This is a genomic window from Kitasatospora sp. NPDC004240, assembly GCF_053603215.1.
The window spans coordinates 96,400-113,440 of the sequence record NZ_JBSGFD010000004.1 but is presented as its reverse complement, the minus strand read 5'-3'; the positions used below and the strand labels follow the sequence as shown (position 1 = coordinate 113,440).

The window sequence follows — 17,041 nt, the reverse complement described above, 5'->3', positions numbered from 1 at the left end:
CTCCCAATCTCCCCCCCACCCCCCCCCACCACCACCCCCCGCCCCCCCCCCCCCCCCCGGGGGCCCGCGACATCGTCGCCGTAGTCCTGTTCGCCCTCGGCACCGCGGGCCTCAACGCCGCCGCCTACACCACGGACCCGCGGCTCGGCACGGCCTGCACCAGCCTGTGCGCGCTCGCAGCCGCCACCGTCCTAGGCCGCGACGACGAGCAGCAGTAGGAGGACCCCCACCCATGTCCCACCGCTGGTTCCCCACCCTGCGCCGAACCCCGCCGCCAGCCACCAAGAGCGAGCCGAACTACGCCCTCAACTGGTCGCCCGCCGGCATCGACCGGGCCCGGCCGTGGTCCGTCGAACGAGCCGTCCAGGACGGCATGGAACGCGCCGTGTGGATCTACAAGGCCGTGGACACCATCTCCAACCACGCCGCCGACCGGCTGCTGCGCGTCCGCCCCCGCAGCGGAACCTCCGAGGACCCGCTGCCGCCACTCGCCGCGCACCCGCTGTACGAGGCCATGAACGTCAAGGCCAACCCCCTCGAGGGCGCCTGGATCTTCAAGAAGCGGGTCAGCATGCAGCTGCTCCTCTCCAAGCGCGGCGTCTTCCTGGAGCCCACGTTCACCAGGGGCGGCGACCTGCTGCGCATCGACCTGCTGCCCCCGGGCCGCACCCGCCCGGTGCCCGGGAAGGGAGCGGACCTGGTCTCGCACTTCGAGACCGTCACGCCGACGGGAGAGCTGCGCACCCTGGACGTCGAGCAGGTGCGGTGGATCCGCAACCCGCACCCCCTCGACCCCTACTCCGGCATCACCCCGCTGGAGGCCGCCGGCCTGTCCGCCGACCTCGACTTCTTCACCCGGCACTACAACCTCAGCTTCGTCCACAACGATGCCCGCCCCGGCGGCGTCATCGGGATCGACGGCGACATGGACGACGCCGAACTGCGCTTGCTCCGCGCCAAGTTCGCCGGAGGCCCGGCGGCCGCTGGCGCGTGGACCGTTCTGTCGGGCGGCAACGTCACGGTCACCGACACCTCGACCACGCCGCGCGACATGGCCTACGAGACCGTCTCCCTCAACTCCAAGGTCGAGCTCCTGGCCGCGTTCGGCGTGCCCGAATCCCAGCTCGGCAACGCCAGCGGCCGTACCTACGACAACGCCCGCGCCGAGAAGCTGATGTTCTGGGAGATCACGATGCCGCCGCACCTGCGCCTGGTCGCGGCAGCCTTCCAGGAGGACGCCGGCGACGGCAACGAGGCCTACTTCGACGTCTCCGACGTGGACGTGCTCCGTGAGGCGCGCGCCAAGCGGCTGACCGAGGCCCGCGAGGAAGTCGCCGCCGGCGTCCGGTCCGTCCGCTCCTACGCCGAACTCGCCGGATACGCCGACGAAGTGGACGACACCCCGGCCACCCGGGCCCTGTGGCTGACCTCCGGCCGCACCCCGGTACCCGCCCGCGCCGCCGACGCCCAGGCCCTCGGCGCCGGCCCGACCCAGCCCGCCCAGCCGCCCGCGCGCGCCGCCAAGACCCTCGACCCCGCCACCGGCGACCTGCCGCTCGACGACAACGCGGCCAACGACCTCCGCGACCGCCTGGACGACGCCCTCCAGGCCCTAGCCGTCCGATGGACCGAACGCACCATCGCCCGCCTCAACGCGCCCCGCAACCGCCAGGGCACCCGCCACTGGGACGACCGCGGGGCCGCCGACCCTCGCACCGGCAACAAGGACCTGCCCGTCGAGCAGATGATCGACACAGCGACCTGGCAGCAGGAAGCCGAGCAGGCCCTCCAGCCCGTCATCGAGCAGGCCGGAACCGCCGCCGCCCACGAGATGCACCGACTCCTCGACGTCCCGGGCACGCCGACCGTCGCCGCCTGGGCCACGCTCGCCCCGAACCTGACCGAGACCATCACCCGACAGGCCGACCGGCTCGGCGACGATGTCCGCGCCGGAGACCGATCCGGCGCGGACATCGCCGGCATCACCGCCGCCATCCGGGCCTGGGGCCGGACCATGGCCACCTGGGCCAGCGCCACCGCCACCCGACTGGCCACCGCCACCATCGAGACCGCCCGCGACCAGGCCGCCGCCGCGACCGCCCGCGCCGGCCTCGTACGGCGCTGGATCGCCCACGACGACGCCCGCACCCGCCCCGACCACGACGCCGCCGACGGCCAGACCCAGCCCCTTGGCCAGCCCTTCACCGTCGGGCCGGACCTGCTGCGCCACCCCGCCGACCCCGAGGCACCCCCGGGGCAGGCCCTGAACTGCCGATGCCGTCTGGCCTGGCGGATCCAGCACTGACCCCCCGTCAACCCGCCTACAGGCCCGCCCAGAGCCCCGTAACGCACCTGTGAGGATGGACCATGACCACCGGAACCCCACCCAGCGACCGGCGCCAGCTGAACGAGGACTGGATCCGCAGCCGGCGCTGGGACATCCGCTACGCCAACGGAAACCCCGTGACCACGCTCGACGGCCTCGCTGAAGTTCTCGGCATCGATCGGCGAGAGGCGGCCCGCCGCGTCCTGACCCAGCCCTTCGGGAAGGCCGCCCCCCAAGAGCTGCTGGACGAGGCCAACCAGGAGCCTGCAGCCGACCCGGCCTCCTGATCCCGCCCCCTTGCCGAACTGCTTAGAGCTAACCCGACAACCGTCACGGTAAGCACTGTTGCAGTATTAATGGCCAGCTTGCACTCCATGTGCGATATCTAGGAATTTTCCGACGTCCGCGAGGTGCATGGCGAGTTGTGACCGGCTGGGGAGATCGGAAGCCGAGAATGGTTGCCCTTCGCGAAGTCGGCTCATTCTGATAATGGCTTCCATTGATCGCGTTCCATGCTGATATCCGTCGGCGTAAAGGAATGCATCAATGACGGTCTTCTTGATATCCAGCTCGTCGCGCGGCGGCGAGTGGACGGAGGTGCGCATTCCGATGGGGACGATATCTTCGCGGCGCAGCATTGCGTTAAAGATGAGCGCGCGACGCAATGCGACTTGCGGATCGCGTGTCGGATCGCCCTCTGGTCCTGAAACATTGACAAAACCTTGCAGCCTGCTCACGAAATCGGGGCCTTTCAATTCTGTGGCCTCCATAGCGTTGGAGCTGAACTGCTCGTATGTGTCGGCCGTTCCTCCCGCAAAGACGAAGATCGATGTGCCGATTCGGTGCACTGTCTCGGCCTCCCTGAAGGAGCCATCCTGAATTGGAGCCAAGAAATAGCGGAGCCAGCCGAGATGTACGCTTTCCAGGGTTGTGTCGAATTCGTCCCAGAAGGCGACAGGAATCTTTCCGGAGAGGGCCAAGTCGCGAATTTTATGCAGGGCGCCGACCAGGTCCCGAGGGGAGTCGAACTGGGAGAGGTTGAACGGGATGAATTCCAGCTTTGGATGTGTTGTCAGTTGCTTGACTGCATAGGACTTCCCGGATCCGGGCTTTCCGAATACGGCGAGCGCTAAGGGGTGCGCGCTCAATGTCGCCGATTTTTGGTAGTTGGTGATGGCATTTTGAACGATCCGCATCTGCTCGATCTCATTCCGCTCAACCACGATCAGCTTGCCAAACTGCCCGATTGGGGCGCATTGGCTGAGGGCTTCCTCGCCGCCGGTGGCGACTTCGCGGGCGAGGGCGCGGATATCGGGTTCCGGAAGTTGAGACTTCAGGATGGAGAGCTTATCCCCGCGGTCCGGCTCCAAAATTCCTTGGGCGCTGACCAGGGGAACCTTCGCCGAGGCGTTCACTTGAATAAATGGCATCCTGTCCACGGCATCAGGCTTGAATCCTTCTTCCCAGATGCTCTGCATCGCATGCAAGGCATCAGGAAGGCATTTCGGCAGCGCGGACTCCCCGTCGTCGCTCTCGGCCAAGGCCACTGCCATGATGGCGGCGACAGCACTCATGTATCCGAACATCTGTCCCGAGTGTTTTGCTGTCCAAGATTGCTCCATGAATTTACGATGGCAGGCTAGGCTGATCCGCGCGGGAGACTCGGCCCGGCGCTCGACGAGGATTAGCCCGCTAGGTCCGAAGGAAACGAGTAGGTAGCGGCAGGCCGCGAGTTCCGCGAGTTTTCCGCCCTGTTCGGTTTCCCGCACGACGTCCTCAATGCATTGCTCCCAGGACATGTCGCGGGATATTGCCGCACCGGCATCGCGGAGCCGGGACGCCGTAGTCAGCAGGACCAGGCGGGAACTGAGCCAGTCGTCCGGCTGTCGCAGCCGGGAAAGGACTCTTTCCCAAAGTTCGCCGGCTGCCACGTCGTGGGACATCTTCAGGAGAATCCAGGGATGCGGCTGGACTCGGTGGCGTTGGTGAGAGTTCGTGATGACGGCCGGCCAGGCGGAAGGGGTTTTCCTGAAGTCGGTGTTCGAGTCGTTGACGACGATGACGGATGCTCGTCGGGCCGGATGCTTCAGAGTAAGGCTCCGAAGTTTCTTAGGCTCTCGGATGCGCCGAGGGTTCGCGCCGCGACCGAATCCCAGATTGTCCTGGACCCTGACCTTCGGGGGCCGGTCGGCAGCTTGCTGGGCGGAATTCGAATTAATGACTAAGAACGAGTGCTGGTAGGGGTTGCGGAACGGCCTGAGGTGTCCTATTAGGGGCTCTCGTGGAGCGGCGGAACGAATCCTCGCTTTGCGCCCCTTCGTGAGGTGGTCAACGTATCCCTTGACGAGGAATATCCCACCCGGCATCCAGCGCACAGTGACACGGCTTTTGAGCTGATCATCTGGGTCGCTGCTCTTAACGGCGTCTGACACTTCCAAAGTCCAGTCGATCGTCTGATCGCCGACAATGTTTATTGCTTTGTGCTTTTTCATGAGAGTCACGTCCTCGGCTCAGTGGAGCCTCTGATTCCATTCGACACCCTGGATGGGCGATGGCACCAGGGGGCATCGTTCAAGCCCTCAGCCCAGCCGGCTACGGCGCAGGTCGGAGAAGGGCCCGCCAGGCGAAGCCACCGAGCGCAACGATGATGCGGCCAGGGTGGGGCGCGTCCAGAGCGACAGGTGTCGCGTTTGGCGGTTGTCGGGTTATTGCCGGGCGCGGCGTTGCGGACCGGGTCGGTGATCCGGCCGCCGTGCGGCTCCAGGTCGTCGCTGTACTGGACGGACTCGGCGCGTCTGGCAAGCCCGAGGTCGTAGAGCGCGGCGCACAGCAGGTCGCCAGTGGAGATCCAGCCGGGGTGCGGTTGGCGCCGTGCGCTGTGGGCGAGGCCGACTTAAGGTCCGAAAGCGGATCGGCCGTACTGCAACGCAGCGACGCTAGCGGTGACTTCTTGGCACTGTGCCCTCTCTGCCTCAGCGCTGCCGAGGGAGTGCCGTGCCGCATCCAGCCGTTCCCGTCATCCACCTGCGCCTCCGCGTGAAGCAGCAGCCCTTCCGCGAGTATCTTCACCCTCGGGATGGCCAGGGGTGCTTCGCGCACACGCCAGGCGCCAGCACCGACCCGCTACTCGAGCGCATCCGGGCCGCCGCAACCCGGCCCACGCGCGGCCTACGCTCGCAGCCACGGTTCGACGAGGAGGAACACGGCCTGGTGTTCCGGGACGGCGACAGCGAGCGCGTAGCCAAGGCATACAAGGCCAACGTCGTCGCTGGCCTGACCCGGAAACGAAGGACGTTCCGGACGACGCCCTCCTCACGGAGCACGACCGCATCCGCCTGGCCAACGTCCAGAACGGCTACGCCACCGCCCACCACGACCCGGCGACCGGGCAGCTGCGTACCACCGGCCCCGGCAGCCCGCCCCCACACTCCTCGTGGACGCCCATCAGCCCGGAGAAGGCCCGAGACCTCCTGCGCTCGGAGGCCGTGAACCGCATGGTCTCGACCTGGGCGATGACCTCCAACGACGAGGACCCCGCCGCCCTCGCGCTTCAAGCAACCGCCCGTGACCACTTCGGCCTGCAGCCGGCCGCCGACTGGCCGAGCGTCGACCAGCTAGCGCAGGCCACCGCCGACCACCAGACAGCCCACAGGCTCGCGCTCGAAGCGTTCCTCACCGCCATGTGGGACCGCACTCAGAACCACCTCGCCGAAGCCAACCTCGGCTCCCTCACGGTGTTCCGAGGCATGAGCACCCCTGACGGCAAGCCGCCCGCCGGGTGGGCCGCCGACGGCAACACCCTCAGCGACCCAGCCCTGCGCCCCCTCTCGGCGTTCTCCCTCGACCCCGACGTCGCCCACGGGTTCGCCACCGAGGAGGGCCCCGGCATCGTCATGAGCGCCATCGTGCCCGCCGGGCGCATCATCGCGACCCCGGCCACCGGGATCGGCTGCCTGGACGAAAGCGAGGTCGTCGTCCTGGGCGGCCCGGGCACCTGGCACTGGCAGCCAGCCGACTGACGTCTGATCAGGCATGCGCTCGGCGCGACGCTGCGCGCCTTGCGCTGCCAGCCTGTGGCGCCCCACACCACCCGGCAGAAAGCAGCACGGTGTACGCCGAGCCCACCACCGTCACCCTGCGCCTGCGGGCCAAGACTCGCCCGTGGGACGAGCACAGCCACCGCCGAGACAACCGCGGGCGCTTCGCCGAACACGCCGGCACTGCTCCGGCAGCCCTTCCCGGCACTCGACCCGACAGCCGGCACATCCCTGACGCGGAGCTGCTCGGCAGCCGTCATCGCTCGCCCAGGACGGTCAAGGCCGCCATGTGCGGCTCGCTTGCCCAGCGCATGAGCGCCCTCACGGACGAGCAGCTGCTTTCCGACCGGCAGCGCGACCGCCTCGCCCGGGTACAGGCCGGGCAACTCGCCGCCTACCAGCCGGAGAGCGGCGCCAACGGGTACGCCGAGTACGTCGAGCAGGCCGACCTGGACAGCGGGACCCGCCGAGAGCCGTGGGGCTACACACGGATGACCGGCGACGAGTACCGCGACTTCGCCCGCGCTGAGGCCGTCTCCCACCTGGTGGCCGGCTGGGCCTCCACCGCCAACGATCACGACCCCCACGCCCTCGCGCTACAGGAGACAGCGCGCCGCCGCTTCCACCTCGCGGACACGATGCCCTGGGACCATGGCCACGAGGAACTGGAAGCCGAGACACAACAGGTTCTCGCCGAGGACGGCCAGGTGCTGGACGCCTTCCTCACCGCCATGTGGGAGTCCACGCAGGAGCACTTCGCCACCTTGGGAGTCGGCCACGTCACCGTGCACCGGGGCTTCACCGGCGACTACGACGACTCCCGCACCAGGGAGATCGACGGGTCCGGCACCGTCGCAGACCTCCCGCTCCGGCCGCTCTCCTCGTTCTCCACCGAGGACCACATGGCAGAGAACTTCGCCACGCAAGGCGGCGAGGTGTCGGGCTACGTCATGAGCGGCGACGTGCCGGTCACCCGCATCCTGGCCGTCCCCGGGACCGGGATCGGCTGCCTGGAAGAGACCGAGATCGTCGTCCTGGCCGGCCCCGGAGAGTGGCACGTCTACGAGGTGTACCCCGACGAGACGGATGACTACTTTGACTGAGGCCAGGCGCGACCCAAGACCCCACCGGCGCCTACGGTGGCCGGCACCAACCTCGGAGGAGCGACACGGTGGGAGCACGCACAGCCAGCGCCACGCTGGACCACAAGCAGGCGACCCTCGGCGTCCTGGAGACCGACGACGAGCAGGGCGCGTTCACCACGCTCGTGTCCGTCACCGGTCTCCTGGACCACGACGGCGACGTCATCGAGCCGGGTGCCTACGCCCGCACCCTGGCCGAGCTCACCCCCAAGGGGGTGTGGTCGCACGACTGGAACGTGTGGACGGCCCGCACCGAGCACATCGAGGAACTGCTGCCCGGCGACGCACGGCTCCCCGTCACGCTCCCGGACGGGCAGCCGTGGCCCGCCGGGGCGGGCGCGCTGCTCGTCAAGGGCCGCTGCAACCTCGCCACGCAGGCCGGCCAGGACATGTACGCCAACCTGCAGTTCTTCAGCGACCAGGTGCAGTGGTCCATCGGCTACAAGGTCCGCACCGCCAAGCGCAGCAAGGGCGCCCGGCACATCACCGACCTCGACCTGTACGAGTACAGCCCTGTTCTGTTCGGCGCGAACCCGTACACCTCGACCCTCGACCTCAAGAGCCACCCGGACGCCAAGGCCCGTGGACTGCTGCGCGAGGCCGAGGTTGAACTCGCCCCGCTCGCCGGGACACTGGAAGAGCGTATCGACGCGATCACCGCCGTCGTGCAGCAGCGCCTCCTCCCGGCTACCCCCGACGATTTCGGCGCCGGCACTCTCCAGATCATCGGCACCTACCCGGACCGGGTGATCGCCTCCCTGTGGAAGTACACCGAGGACGGATTCGGCACCACCACCTGGCAGGTGCCGTACACCCTGGACGGTGAAGGGCAGCCGATCGCCGGCCCGCCCCGCCCAGTGCGCCTGGTCCTGGACGTCGAAGGCGATGGTGCGGATGCCGCCCTCGCCCCGCTGGTGCCCGACCTGGACCGGGTCACATCCCAGCTCAAGACCCTCACCACGGTGGAGAGTAAGGAAGGCCGGGCCCTGTCCGGCGAGAACGCCAGCCGCCTGGCCACCGCGGTCCAGCAGTTGGTCGCCGTACTCGACTCCGCTGGCATCTCCTGGCAGCAGACGGACGACCCGCCGAAGCAGAGCAAGCAGGCCGCCACAACCCTGCACCCGGGCGAGATCAGCGCGGCCCTCGCCCTGTTCGCCGACGCCCACGAGAGCGCCAACACGACCAAGTGACGACGCGACCTTAGCCACAGCCCCGGCCTAACTTCCCGGCACCAAGCACCCAGACCGGGAGGACACCGTGCGAAAGAGGCATTGGAGCGAGCCGGAGGCGAGCCGATGAAGCTCGTCTCCCGCTCCGAGTGGGGCGCAGCGCGGCCCATTGGCTCCTACATTCCCGTCAGCTCCACCAATGGCGTCAAGATCCACTACGAGGGGTCCGCCGTCCCGGGCGCCCTCGCCACCGACCACAGCCGGTGTGCCGGCCACGTCCGGGACATCCAGGCCTCGCACATGGCGAACCGGGACGAGGGCTGGATCGACATCGCGTACAGCTTCGTCGTCTGCCCGCACGGCTACGTGCACGAGGGGCGCGGCCTCCACCGTAAGAACGGCGCGAACGGCAACGGGCCCCTGAACGCCGGCCACTACGCGGTGTGCGCCATGGTCGGAACCTCCGGCATCACCTCGCCTACCGGCGACATGCTGAACGGCCTGGTCGACGCCATCGAGTACTGCCGCAGTGAGGGCGGCGCCGGCGGCGAGGTCCGGGGCCACCGGGACGGCTACGCGACCGACTGCCCCGGCGATGACCTGTATGCGTGGATCCAGCAGGGCGCGCCCAGGCCGAGCGGCTCGGGAGCGGAGCCGGCGCCGGTGCCGCCGTCCGGCCCGTCGGCCGCTCCGCCGTTCCCCGGCCGGATCCTGAGGCTCGCTGAACCGATGATGCACGGCTCCGACGTACGAACAGCGCAGGCCCGGCTGATCGAACGCACCTGGAACGTCGGCCCCGACGGCGCGGACGGCTGGTACGGGGAGCACACGCGATCCACCGTCGTCGCCTTCCAGCAGGACTCCACGGCCAACGGCTGGCCACTGGACGGCGACGGCGAGATCGGTCCGCTCACCTGGGCGGCCCTGTGGGACCGGCCCGTCACCCGCTGACACGGTGCAGCGCCCCCACCCGGACGGTGGGGGCGCTGCGCGTTTGAGGAGACGGAGGCGATGCGGCTACCAGGCGTGCCGCCTGCGGTTCGCGAGTACTCCGCGCGTCCGGTTGATCGGCGGGTCCCAGCTTCGTCCGGTCGTGGCGCCGGAGATCGTGGCGATGGACACCCCAAGGCGCTCGGCGAGGTCGGCGCTCGGGAAGTTCCCCCGAGCGAGCACCCGCCCCCGATACGCCTCCCGCGTCAACTCGCCCAGCGAGGTGGTCGCCCACGTGGCCAGGACCCGGTGGCCTTCACGTACCCAGAACTGCTCCTCGATCCGCCGCACCCCATCCGGCAGGCCCGACTCCGTGGCGTCCGACCAGACGGCCGGAGTGATCAGGTGGCCGGCGGCCCGTTCCTCGGCAGCCCGAACATCCGCATGGATCTGTACCTGCGGCGGGAGGATCCGGAAGGCCAGGGCCGTGAACCAGCCCTCGTCCGTTCGCGCGAGGCAGCCCCAGGCACCACGTACGTGCGCCATCGGCCACAGTGACCACGCTGCGAGCTGGTGCATCCACGTCTCAGCTTGCCCTGCCACTGCACACGGCCCGTACAGCGTCCTTTTCCCACCAGGCCCGGCTACGCGCAGCACCCAACCCGCAGGCGAGGGCAGCACCTCGTACTTGGCTCCGGCCACAACCAGCTCACTGCCTGACTGATCGGCCGGCACCGCAGGAGCCAGGTCGAGGTCTCCCGGCACCTGCGGTAGGTCGGGACGGGGGAAGGGATACACGTCGGGGCTCCGATCGTCGGTATCAGTGTCGGCCGAGCCCTGGCCCAGCCGGTCCAACGCACAGCGGGACCGCTCCCCACAGTCACCAACCTGATACGGCCCTGGGCACACCCAACGTCGGTCACCCGTACAAGAGTTATGGCGCGATGGTGAGTCGCGACCCGATGCCCGCCAACAGGTAGCGGCCCGACGCGACACTAAGTACGGGCCGCTCCTACGGTGTGCCGATCGCCGTGGCGCACCGGTGCTGACCGGGCGCACGACGTGACACCCCTTCGCCCTGCACTGGCGGGACGGCCCGGCCCAACCCCAAGGAGCGTCACCTCGTGACCGCCGACAAGAACCGGCTCAAGGAACTCAACGCCGCGCTGCGCACCAAGGCCGCCGAGCTCGACACCATCAGCAACGCCTTCACGATCGAGGACGGCGGTGTCACCGTCTCCACCGAGAAGGCCGCCGCCTTCCGCAAGACCCTCGGCGAGGCCCAGGCGATCAAGCAGCTGATCACCGATCTCGAGGGCGCCGCCAGCATCGAGACCTTCCTCAACGAGCCCGCCAGCCAGCCCTACGCTCCCCAGGACGCGGCACTCGCCGCCCGCCTCGGCGCCGGCCAGGCCAAGAGTCTCGGCCAGCGGTTCCTCGAGTCCGACGAGTTCAAGGCGCTCAGCGCCGCCGGCTTCCGGGGCTCGTTCGACGAGATGGTGACCGTCGACGGCCACGCCCTCGACCAGCTCGCCAGCAAGGACATCTTCACCCGGTCCGCCGGCACCGCCTCCGTCCTCGGCCTCGGTACCGCCGAGCGACTGGACATCGTGCCCCGTGCCATCCGGCCGGGGCGCATCCGCGACCTCTTCCCGTCCCAGACCACCACCGCGAACCTGCTGTACGGCGTGCGGGTCACCGGCTTCACCAACGCGGCCGGCATCGTCCCCGAGCGCGCGATGGAGGTGCCGCCCGGCGGCGGCGCGGCGGTGGAGGTGTTCGCGCGGGCCGGCCAGTCCAACCTGACCTTCAAGACGGTGACCTACCCGGTCGCCGAGATCGCGCACACCATGCCGATCCACAAGAACACGCTCGCCGACGAACCGCGGCTGCGCGACCTGATCGACAGCGAGATGGTCGACGGCGTGAAGATGGCCGAGGACAACGAGATCCTCTACGGCCCGGGCGGCGACGAGAGGATCACCGGCATCGTCAACACCCAGGGCGTCCAGACCTACGCCCAGGTGGACCCGGACAAGCAGTCGGCCGCCATCCGGCGCGCCGCAACCCGGGCGTTCCTCGCCTACTTCCCGCCGAGCGGCATCGTCCTGCACCCCTTCGACTTCGAGGACCTGGAGCTGGAGACCGACAACCAGGGCGCCTACCGCGTCGCGGTCAACGTCGCGGTCGGCGCGCAGAAGGTCGTCTGGCGGCTCGCCGTCGTGGACTCCATGGCGATCAACGAGGGCAAGTTCCTCATCGGCTCGTTCGGGCTCGGCGCCCGCCTCTACGACCGCGAGCAGGTCTCCGTCCAGATCTCCACCGAGAACCGCGACAACTTCGAGCGCGGCGTGGTGACCATGCGCGGCTCCGAGCGCGTCGGCCTCGAGGTGCCCCGCCCCGAGTCCTTCGTCTACGGCACCTTCAAGGCGACCCCCTGATGGCCGCCCGCAAGCCGCCCGTGAAGGCGGCCGCCAGCACGCCCAAGCCGCAGGACACCCCCGAGGCCAGCCGCGCCACGCCGCCGGCCAGCCCGCCCGGCATGGAGCTGTCGGCCGCCACCCCACTCGAACCGCCGACGGCATCCCACGCACCGGAGCCCGCGCCCAGTCGCCAGCCGCCGGCGCAGCCAGGGATCACCGCCCACCAGCCGCTGGTCGTCGACCACACGGAACTCGTGGGCGAGGACGGCAGCGAGCTGCCGCACGACCTCGCCGAGCTGTTCGACCTGACCCACCCCGAGTGGACGGTCGTCTACCCGAGGACGCGGATCTACCGGCGCCGTACGTACGCCGGAAGCCACCGGACCGTCACGCAGCTCCTCTACACCCCTGCACAGCCGATCCCGCGAGGAGAGTTCGACCAGCTCCGTATTCTCCTCGGGTGGGAGTGACTGCTCGTCTTCTGCCGGGCCGCAGCCCGCCCCACAACGGGGCGGGCTGGCTTTCAACGAATTCACGCTCGAAACCGTGAACCGGATCACGCTGAGCACCCCTACAATTCCGGCAAGTTGGCGATCGGATGCCAGCGTTGACGAGCGTGCCGTGCCGACAGACACGCCGAGTGCGCTGCCTCACTGGTGCGGCGGGGGCCATCTCCGGCACCGCGGCATGGGAGCTGACTGGCTGCGCGGCCAGACGCGGCTGCGGCCCGAGCAGGAGGTACACGATGTCAGAGTCCGACGAGCCGATCCACGCCCTTCTCGTCGATCTGTTACGGCTGTCCGCGGACGGGACAGTGGTCGATCTCGGTTGTGGTGACGGCCCGACGCTCTCCGGAGTCTCCAGCCAGCACCCGCAGGCCCGGCTTGTCGGCCTGGATCGCTCGGCGGCAGCGCTCTCGGACGCGCGCGCCCGACTGGTCGGCCACGGTGGTGGGTTGCAGCTCGTCCAGGCAGACCTTCGGCAACCCCTTCCGTTGCCAGACGGCTGCGCGGAGGCGGTCGTGTCCTACAACGTGCTCGAGTGCCTGGGTGATCCTGCGGCGCTCGTGCGGGAGGCCGTCCGGCTCCTCAAGCCCGAGGGCACGCTGGTGCTCGCGCACGTCGACTTTGACTCGATCATGGTGGCCGGTCCGCCGGCAGACCTGGACCGGCGGGTGTGCCACGCCTTCACCGACGACTGCCAACCATGGATGGACCACGCGAGCGGCCGCATTGGGCGCGCGCTGCCGGGACTTCTCGCGAGCTCTGGGCTTCTCCCGAAGCGAACCGAGACACTTACGGTCACGTCGACGGTGCTGGCGGGCCACGCCGAACGGCGACTGGCTGACATGCGCCGAGGCCTGCTGAGCTCGGCTGCCCGCGGAACTACGACGGTCACCGCAGCCGAGGTCAGCGAGTGGTATGCAGGCGTGGAAGCCGCAGCGCACGACCAGCGGTTCTTCTTCTCCGAGACGACTGTCGTAGCTGTCGGTCGACGGACCTGATGCTCGGCTTCGGAGGATTGCGTCGATGAGCATGAGGGATGCAGCCCTGCCTGTCGTCGTTGTCGCTGCAGAACACGGCGGGGGGCATCCAACAAGCCCTCGCGCGTTTGAAGGTGCCGCGAAGGGTCCGGCCGCGAGTCAGTTCGCCAGGAGGAGCCCGCGTTGTACGCCTACGCGGCGGGCTCCCCGGGACTGGGCAGCAATGCCGCGGTATAGGGCGTATCAGGCCGCAGCAGTGACTTCCCGTGCCCGTTCTGAAAAGTCGACCACGAGACGGTGCCGACCGAACGGCTCCATACGGCGTTGGAGATCCTGGACGGCTTCGACGGCGCGGGAGGACTGCACCTGCTTGGTGAGCGAGAGGGTCCGTACACCGGCAGCGTGCGCGGCTTCAAGGTCATTGCGCTGCAAGTGCGATACGGCCAGCGCTGCCTGGGACATCGCGCCGCGCCGGGCACGCTTCTGCTGCCGGGCGTGGTCGATGGAGAGACGGGCGTGTTCGGCCGCGTGGTCTGGCTGGTCGAGGTCGCGGAAGGTGTTGGCGTGCTCGCCGTGGAGGTAGGCGGCGTCGATGAACTTCGCCCACTCCGGCTCCTGGTCCGACTGGACCCGCTCGAAGGCGTCCTCGGAGCGGAGGATGGCCTGAGCGGCGCCGACCTTGTCGCCGAGCTTTGCCAGGGCCCGAGCTTCCAGCGCCCAGAGATCGGCGAGGCAGGCGGGTGAGGAGACCCCGGAGAGTCCGGCGCGACCGGCTTGGGCGAGGCGGCGGCCCTCCTCCGGGTGGCCGAGGAGGGTGGCCTGGTCGGCCATGCCCGCCAGCACGTGGGCGCCGAGCGCGGGGTTGTGCGACTCCTCGGCGAGGCGGAGGGACTGGATCAGGTAGCGCTGAGCAGTGCCGTGCTCGCCGTTGTCGTAGGCCATCCAGCCGAGGAGGTACGTCTGCTCGGCGGCGGCTTCGCACAGTGCCCGCCGAACCTGCTCGGTGTAGGTGCGACGGAGGAGCGGATAGACGTGGGCGTTCATGTACTGGGCGAGCGCCAGCCTGCCTGAGCCACCGCCCTGGAAGATGTCCATCTGCTGGAAGGCACCGAACATGTTCCGGACCGCCGTCACGTCTTCCAACCGTACCTGCGGTCCGGGGCTCGGGGACTGCTCCAACGTGCTCAACAGCCAGTCGCGCGAGGGCCCGACGCCGGCGACGGCGGCGAACGGTGCCATGGCCAGGAACTTGCGACGGTCCACGTCAGCTCTCCCCAGGTTGGTGACGGCTTCCACCGTAGCCGCGTAGGAGGAGTTGTACACCAGTGAGCGATCGGCGGACGGGGCGTCGATGAGGCCGAGATCGTAGGTGGTGACCCGGTAGCCGAGTTCGGCGGAGAACACGTCAGCCAGGATGTCCGGCACCGGCTGGCGTGGAATCTCGCCCCCAAGCCAGCGGCGAACGCTCGTCGCGTCCGGCGCGATGTGAGGCTGGCCCCACTCCTTCGCCTTCGCACGAACTCGCCTGCTCAGGTCGCCCCTGCTGATGCCGGACTGCTCCAGCAACTGCTCGAGTTTGGTGTTCGCCAGTTTCATCGCCGTGGCCCCCAGCACGATCGGTAGCGGAAGTGACACCCTTCGACACCCCCACCGACATTACTCCTGATTACTCAACAGCGGTTACCTGGTTGCCCGAAGTGACCTGCACCGCTTGAGGAGTACTCAGCCATGAGGCCCGACAGCACAGCAACTGATGTGACGTCACTCGGTTCTCCCGATGCCTGCGTCAGTGCAGGGGAGCCGAGCGACCTGTCCGAAGTCGTGAGGCCGACTGGAAGGAGGTGGTGCCGCATGGGCCTCCCCCTCGTCCAGCCCGAGCACATGGAACCGGTCCGCGAGATCGTTCGCGCGCACCTGCGGCTCTGGGGCAAAGCCGAGTTGAGCTTCATCGCCGAGCTCGGCGTCACGGAGTTACTCACCAACGTCTACAAGCACGCCCGCGGTGACTGCGACCTCGTCATCTCGGATACGAACACCGGCGTATTCGTTGGAGTCAGCGACTTCGACGTGACCCTCCCGGTGATCCGAGAGCCCTCCGACGACGAAGTCGGCGGACGAGGGTTGTTCCTGCTCGCGGCCATGGCGGATGAGTTCGGCACCGAGCTGTGCAGATCAGGCAAGCAGGTCTGGTTCCGGCTCGGCCCCGAGGTATCAAGTCCCTGCGAGGAGGAGAGCGCCGCATGGCGTCGGCACCCACGTTGCCTGTCGTGCAGCCTGAGGGGCTCGGCGTGACCCGACCAGGCGTGCTTTACCGCTGCACCTCGTACTTCGGCATGCAGGGAAGCGAGCTGGCCCAGCCCTTCGACTGGGAGGTGCTGCCGAACGTGGAGGCCGCGTACAAGTACCCGCGCCGCGCCGCCGCCGACGTCAGCCAAGTCCTGAGTCGAAGCACGGATGCGGAGCTACGGAGGTGGCTGGACGACCACACCGTTCTTCCCTCCGTGATCAAGGCGATCGACTCCGGCCGTGGTTACGAACTGGAGCTGTGTGGCACTGGAGTTCGCATGATTCTTGCCGTTCACCGCGTCACCCTGCTGCCCCTGCTAAGCCGACGACACTTCACCTGCCTGGCGCTCATCCTGCGTGGGCGACGGCTCTGGGCAGACAGCCGCAACAGTGCTGGCTAACCCGGATACCCCGCTGTTGCCCCTCGCCGCAGAGCTTGGTCCTGACGCCTGCACATTCAAGACTCCACCGTCGGGGCAGCGACGTCCTGCGTTCATCCGAAATGCCCCCCAATAACCGAAATCAGCTGATTGGGATGGAGACCCCATGTCCGAGTCCGTGGTGAAGCACGGCTTGCCGACCCCGCCGTCCGGCTACCGATACCTCGACTTCCTGGGCGGCGCCAGCCGCCTCGTTCGCGAGGACACCTGCCGAGGTTGCTTCATGAACCTCGCCGAACAAGAGCTGCCCGACATCCTCGCCCCCGTGTACGACGATGGCGTCATCACCGTCAGGCAGGACGCGGAGTGGGCGGTGCCCGGCTTCATGATTGTCGGTGTCCGTCCGCACATCGGGGCCCTCGACGAGATGGAGCTGCCGCTGGTGGAACGGCTCGGACGGGTGACGCACTTCGTCCGGCGGGCCATGCGCGAGCAGCTGGGCCTGGCGGCGGTGCAGATGTACCAGGAGGAGAAGCTCGATCGGCCGCACTTCCACGTGTGGATGCTCCCGCTGTGGCCGGACACCATGGCGGCTCACAGCATCAACCCGCGGATCTACGAGTCCAACATCGCCCGCTACCTCACCCTGTTCACCCTCGAATCCCACGAGGCCGAGATTCGCCGCTGCGCGGATGAGGTACGTGGCTTCCTCGCCGACGTTCCTGAGCTTGGCGCTGACACGCGCGCCTGAAGCCGAACGAACCTCGCCGACGGCCGAATGACCGGCCGTTCCGGGCTACGGCCCCCGTTCCCAACTGTCGCAGGCGGCCCGCTGCAACGGCGGGCCGCCGTATCGAGAGGAGCT

16 protein-coding genes are annotated in these 17,041 nt (G+C 68.6%); 13 read left to right on the top strand and 3 right to left on the bottom strand.

Annotated features, from left to right (window positions below; all coding sequences use genetic code 11):
• The 3 genes from ACWEQL_RS02285 to ACWEQL_RS02275 all read left to right on the top strand — a co-directional run.
• Positions 1 to 218: hypothetical protein (locus ACWEQL_RS02285; protein WP_452148237.1), on the top strand; the 218-nt coding region annotated here is incomplete at its 5' end.
• A gap of 14 nt (positions 219 to 232) precedes the next feature.
• Positions 233 to 2,305: a phage portal protein gene (locus ACWEQL_RS02280; RefSeq protein WP_452148236.1), complete on the top strand. Its 2,073-nt coding sequence runs from the start codon at positions 233 to 235 to the stop codon at positions 2,303 to 2,305.
• Positions 2,306 to 2,367: 62 nt separating this feature from the next.
• Positions 2,368 to 2,613: a hypothetical protein gene (locus tag ACWEQL_RS02275; protein ID WP_452148235.1), complete on the top strand. Its 246-nt coding sequence runs from the start codon at positions 2,368 to 2,370 to the stop codon at positions 2,611 to 2,613.
• A 66-nt stretch (positions 2,614 to 2,679) separates the two neighbouring features.
• Here ACWEQL_RS02275 and ACWEQL_RS02270 read toward each other — a convergent pair whose 3' ends face one another.
• A complete protein-coding gene (locus ACWEQL_RS02270) occupies positions 2,680 to 4,818 on the bottom strand; it encodes a hypothetical protein (RefSeq protein ID WP_452148234.1) in 2,139 nt (712 codons plus the stop codon).
• A 993-nt stretch (positions 4,819 to 5,811) separates the two neighbouring features.
• Between ACWEQL_RS02270 and ACWEQL_RS02265 the strand changes: the two genes are divergently transcribed.
• The 4 genes from ACWEQL_RS02265 (at position 5,812) to ACWEQL_RS02250 (ending at position 9,625) form a co-directional block, all read left to right on the top strand.
• Positions 5,812 to 6,345: a hypothetical protein gene (locus ACWEQL_RS02265; protein WP_452148233.1), complete on the top strand. Its 534-nt coding sequence runs from the start codon at positions 5,812 to 5,814 to the stop codon at positions 6,343 to 6,345.
• An 89-nt stretch (positions 6,346 to 6,434) separates the two neighbouring features.
• On the top strand, positions 6,435 to 7,466 hold the full coding sequence (locus ACWEQL_RS02260; RefSeq protein ID WP_452148232.1) for a hypothetical protein: 1,032 nt from the start codon (positions 6,435 to 6,437) through the stop codon (positions 7,464 to 7,466).
• A 68-nt stretch (positions 7,467 to 7,534) separates the two neighbouring features.
• Positions 7,535 to 8,695 carry an HK97 family phage prohead protease gene (locus ACWEQL_RS02255; RefSeq protein ID WP_452148231.1) on the top strand — a complete coding sequence of 387 codons (1,161 nt, stop codon included), beginning with the start codon at positions 7,535 to 7,537 and terminating at the stop codon, positions 8,693 to 8,695.
• A 105-nt stretch (positions 8,696 to 8,800) separates the two neighbouring features.
• Positions 8,801 to 9,625 carry a peptidoglycan recognition protein family protein gene (locus ACWEQL_RS02250; RefSeq protein WP_452148230.1) on the top strand — a complete coding sequence of 275 codons (825 nt, stop codon included), beginning with the start codon at positions 8,801 to 8,803 and terminating at the stop codon, positions 9,623 to 9,625.
• 66 nt (positions 9,626 to 9,691) lie between these two features.
• Here the strand turns inward: ACWEQL_RS02250 and ACWEQL_RS02245 are convergent, their stop codons facing one another.
• Positions 9,692 to 10,150, bottom strand: a complete 459-nt coding sequence (locus ACWEQL_RS02245; RefSeq protein WP_452148229.1) for a hypothetical protein — start codon at positions 10,148 to 10,150, stop codon at positions 9,692 to 9,694.
• Positions 10,151 to 10,728: 578 nt separating this feature from the next.
• Here ACWEQL_RS02245 and ACWEQL_RS02240 point away from each other — a divergent pair.
• The 3 genes from ACWEQL_RS02240 to ACWEQL_RS02230 all read left to right on the top strand — a co-directional run bounded on the left by ACWEQL_RS02240 (position 10,729) and on the right by ACWEQL_RS02230 (position 13,531).
• Positions 10,729 to 12,045, top strand: coding sequence for a phage major capsid protein (locus ACWEQL_RS02240; protein ID WP_452148228.1), 1,317 nt, complete (start codon positions 10,729 to 10,731; stop codon positions 12,043 to 12,045).
• Positions 12,045 to 12,497 (top strand): hypothetical protein, encoded by a 453-nt coding sequence (locus ACWEQL_RS02235; protein ID WP_452148227.1) that lies wholly within the window; start codon positions 12,045 to 12,047, stop codon positions 12,495 to 12,497. Before ACWEQL_RS02240 ends, ACWEQL_RS02235 begins: the two co-directional genes overlap by 1 nt.
• 275 nt (positions 12,498 to 12,772) lie before the next feature.
• Complete coding sequence (locus ACWEQL_RS02230) at positions 12,773 to 13,531, top strand: methyltransferase domain-containing protein (RefSeq protein WP_452148226.1); 759 nt, start codon at positions 12,773 to 12,775, stop codon at positions 13,529 to 13,531.
• Between the two features lie 222 nt (positions 13,532 to 13,753).
• Here the strand turns inward: ACWEQL_RS02230 and ACWEQL_RS02225 are convergent, their stop codons facing one another.
• The gene (locus ACWEQL_RS02225) at positions 13,754 to 15,106 is read right to left on the bottom strand and encodes a transcriptional regulator (protein ID WP_452148239.1); all 1,353 of its coding nucleotides are present in this window, start codon (positions 15,104 to 15,106) and stop codon (positions 13,754 to 13,756) included.
• Positions 15,107 to 15,361: 255 nt separating this feature from the next.
• On the opposite strand from ACWEQL_RS02225, the gene ACWEQL_RS02220 reads away from it, so the two are divergent.
• From ACWEQL_RS02220 to ACWEQL_RS02210, 3 genes are all read left to right on the top strand, one after another.
• Positions 15,362 to 15,802 carry an ATP-binding protein gene (locus tag ACWEQL_RS02220; protein WP_452148225.1) on the top strand — a complete coding sequence of 147 codons (441 nt, stop codon included), beginning with the start codon at positions 15,362 to 15,364 and terminating at the stop codon, positions 15,800 to 15,802.
• A complete protein-coding gene (locus tag ACWEQL_RS02215) occupies positions 15,751 to 16,197 on the top strand; it encodes a hypothetical protein (RefSeq protein ID WP_452148224.1) in 447 nt (148 codons plus the stop codon). The genes ACWEQL_RS02220 and ACWEQL_RS02215 overlap by 52 nt, the downstream gene beginning before the upstream one ends.
• Before the next feature lie 145 nt (positions 16,198 to 16,342).
• Positions 16,343 to 16,927 carry a hypothetical protein gene (locus tag ACWEQL_RS02210; protein ID WP_452148223.1) on the top strand — a complete coding sequence of 195 codons (585 nt, stop codon included), beginning with the start codon at positions 16,343 to 16,345 and terminating at the stop codon, positions 16,925 to 16,927.
• Positions 16,928 to 17,041: the final 114 nt, after the last annotated feature.

What these genes read in the sequence shown, in the direction of transcription:
- ACWEQL_RS02275 (WP_452148235.1), top strand. Translation starts at nt 2,368, where the DNA reads ATGACCACCGGAACCCCACCCAGCGACCGGCGCCAGCTGAACGAGGAC.
- ACWEQL_RS02225 (WP_452148239.1), bottom strand. Translation starts at nt 15,106, where the DNA reads ATGAAACTGGCGAACACCAAACTCGAGCAGTTGCTGGAGCAGTCCGGC.
- ACWEQL_RS02245 (WP_452148229.1), bottom strand. Translation starts at nt 10,150, where the DNA reads ATGGCGCACGTACGTGGTGCCTGGGGCTGCCTCGCGCGAACGGACGAG.
- ACWEQL_RS02215 (WP_452148224.1), top strand. Translation starts at nt 15,751, where the DNA reads ATGGCGTCGGCACCCACGTTGCCTGTCGTGCAGCCTGAGGGGCTCGGC.
- ACWEQL_RS02230 (WP_452148226.1), top strand. Translation starts at nt 12,773, where the DNA reads ATGTCAGAGTCCGACGAGCCGATCCACGCCCTTCTCGTCGATCTGTTA.
- ACWEQL_RS02270 (WP_452148234.1), bottom strand. Translation starts at nt 4,818, where the DNA reads ATGAAAAAGCACAAAGCAATAAACATTGTCGGCGATCAGACGATCGAC.
- ACWEQL_RS02220 (WP_452148225.1), top strand. Translation starts at nt 15,362, where the DNA reads ATGGGCCTCCCCCTCGTCCAGCCCGAGCACATGGAACCGGTCCGCGAG.
- ACWEQL_RS02235 (WP_452148227.1), top strand. Translation starts at nt 12,045, where the DNA reads ATGGCCGCCCGCAAGCCGCCCGTGAAGGCGGCCGCCAGCACGCCCAAG.
- ACWEQL_RS02250 (WP_452148230.1), top strand. Translation starts at nt 8,801, where the DNA reads ATGAAGCTCGTCTCCCGCTCCGAGTGGGGCGCAGCGCGGCCCATTGGC.
- ACWEQL_RS02210 (WP_452148223.1), top strand. Translation starts at nt 16,343, where the DNA reads ATGTCCGAGTCCGTGGTGAAGCACGGCTTGCCGACCCCGCCGTCCGGC.
- ACWEQL_RS02280 (WP_452148236.1), top strand. Translation starts at nt 233, where the DNA reads ATGTCCCACCGCTGGTTCCCCACCCTGCGCCGAACCCCGCCGCCAGCC.